This window comes from Streptomyces durocortorensis, from assembly GCF_016901035.1.
GTDB lineage: Bacteria > Actinomycetota > Actinomycetes > Streptomycetales > Streptomycetaceae > Streptomyces > Streptomyces durocortorensis.
The window spans coordinates 277-2,918 of record NZ_JAFEUF010000425.1 but is presented as its reverse complement, the minus strand read 5'-3'; the positions used below and the strand labels follow the sequence as shown (position 1 = coordinate 2,918).

Below are 2,642 nucleotides of genomic sequence, written 5' to 3'. Positions count from 1 at the left end.
CCGCCGCACCCACCACGCCGCCCCGCCCCGCGACGTCGTCCTCGCCGCCGCCATGGCCACCATCGCCGAGCTCGGGCTCGACGGGCTGACCATGGCCGGGCTCGGGCGGGAGGTCGGGATGAGCAGCGGGCACCTGCTCTACTACTTCCGCACCAAGGACGAACTGCTGCTCCGGACCCTGGAGTGGAGCGAGGACCGCCTCGGGGCCGAGCGCCGCGCCCTCCTCGCCGAGCCCGGGGCCGGGTCCGCCCGTGAGCGGCTGGACGCGTACATCGGCCTGTACCTGCCCGCCGGCCACCGCGACCCCCACTGGACGCTCTGGCTGGAGGTCTGGGGCCGCTCGCAGAACGCCGACGACGACGCCCGCGCCCGGCAGGCCGCCATCGAGGGGGCCTGGCACCGCGACCTGGTGGCGCTGCTCGCCGAGGGGATCTCGCGCCGTGAGTTCCGGCCGGTGGACGCCGACCGGTTCGCCGCCCGGCTGCGGGCGCTGCTCGACGGGTTCAGCATCCACGTCACCGTCGGGATCCCGGGGACGGGCCGGGAGCAGGTGCTCGCCCAGGCGGCTGAGTTCCTGGACGAGACGTTGACGCCGGGATCCTGAAGGCGCGGTGCGACCAGCGTCACGACCGCATCCTGAGACACCGCCGTCAGGCGGCCCGCGCTGTGCCAGACTGCTGCCGTGTCCTCGTTCGTCATGATTATTGGCAGCAGGCGCGCCGGTCCGCAGTGACCGTCCCGTACCACCACGTACGGCGCGGCCATCGTGCCCCAGACCCGCGCGCAGACCTCTCGCACCCGCGAGGGGTTTTTTCGTTTTCCGGCCCGCACCCGGGCCGGCGCGGAGCGCGCGAGATGATGGGGGCAAGTGGAAGCCGATCGTCCGGATCCACTCATCCGACAGGAGTCAGATCAGCATGACCACCAAGGCCAACGCCACCGACGACAGTTTCCATGTCTTCGACACCACACTGCGCGACGGTGCTCAGCGTGAGGGCATCAACCTGACGGTCGCCGACAAGCTGACCATCGCCCGTCATCTGGACACCTTCGGGGTCGGCTACATCGAGGGCGGCTGGCCGGGGGCCAACCCCCGCGACACCGAGTTCTTCGCCCGGGCCCAGCAGGAGATCGCGTTCGAGAACGCCCAGCTCGTGGCGTTCGGCGCGACCCGCAGGGCCGGCGGCAGCGCGGCCGAGGACCCCCAGGTGAAGGCGCTCCTGAACTCCGGCGCCCCGGTGATCACCCTGGTGGCCAAGGCACACGACCGCCATGTGGAACTGGCCCTGCGCACCACCCTGGACGAGAACCTGGAGATGGTCCGCGACACCGTCTCCCACCTGCGCGAACAGGGCCGCCGCGTCTTCGTGGACTGCGAGCACTTCTTCGACGGCTACCGCGCCAACGCCGAGTACGCCAAGGCCGTGGTGCGTACCGCGTACGAGGCGGGCGCCGAGGTCGTCATCCTCTGCGACACCAACGGCGGCATGCTCCCCGCCCAGGTCCAGGCCGTCGTCGCGACCGTCATCGCCGACACCGGCGCCCGGCTCGGCATCCACGCCCAGGACGACACCGGCTGCGCCGTCGCCAACTCCCTGGCCGCCGTCGACGCCGGCGCCACCCACGTCCAGTGCACGGCCAACGGCTACGGCGAGCGGGTCGGCAACGCCAACCTCTTCCCCGTCGTCGCCGCCCTGGAACTCAAGTACGGCATGAAGGTGCTGCCCGAGGGCGCACTCGCCGAGATGACCCGCATCTCGCACGCCATCGCCGAGGTCGTCAACCTCACCCCCTCCACCCACCAGCCGTACGTGGGCGTCTCGGCCTTCGCCCACAAGGCCGGGCTGCACGCCTCCGCGATCAAGGTCGACCCCGACCTGTACCAGCACATCGACCCCGAACTGGTCGGCAACACCATGCGGATGCTGGTCTCCGACATGGCCGGCCGCGCCTCCATCGAGCTGAAGGGCAAGGAACTCGGCATCGACCTCGGCGACGACCGCGCCCTGGTCGGCCGGGTCGTCGAGCGGGTCAAGGAGCGCGAACTCCAGGGCTACACCTACGAGGCCGCCGACGCCTCCTTCGAACTGCTGCTGCGCGGCGAGGTCGAGGGCCGGGCCCGGCGCTACTTCCGTACGGAGTCCTGGCGGGCGATCGTCGAGGACCGCCCCGACGGCACCCACGCCAACGAGGCCACCGTGAAGCTCTGGTCCAAGGGCGAGCGGATCGTCGCGACCGCCGAGGGCAACGGCCCGGTCAACGCGCTGGACCGGGCGCTGCGCGTCGCCCTGGAGCGGATCTACCCGCAGCTCGCCAAGCTGGAACTGGTCGACTACAAGGTCCGCATCCTGGAGGGCCGCACCGGCACCGAGTCCACCACCCGCGTCCTCGTCACCACCGGCGACGGCACCGGCGACTGGGCGACCGTGGGGGTCGCCGAGAACGTCATCGCCGCCTCCTGGCAGGCGCTGGAGGACGCGTACACCTACGGACTGCTGCGCGCGGGCGTCGAGCCCACGGAGTAGCCCCACCGAGTAGCTCCGCCGAGCAGCCCCGCCGAAACCCCTTCGTACGAGAGCCGCCGCCCGTCATCGGGCGGCGGCTCCTTCGTGTTGCACCCCCGCCACCGCACCCTTCAAGAA

2 protein-coding genes are annotated in these 2,642 nt (G+C 71.5%); both read left to right on the top strand.

What is annotated here, in order from left to right; genetic code table 11:
- The coding region (locus JS521_RS34920; RefSeq protein ID WP_239488257.1) for a TetR/AcrR family transcriptional regulator at window positions 1–604 on the top strand (604 nt) is incomplete at its 5' end.
- Window positions 605–917: 313 nt separating this feature from the next.
- On the top strand, window positions 918–2,525 hold the full coding sequence (cimA, locus tag JS521_RS34915) for a citramalate synthase (protein ID WP_205086877.1): 1,608 nt from the start codon (window positions 918–920) through the stop codon (window positions 2,523–2,525).
- Window positions 2,526–2,642: the final 117 nt, after the last annotated feature.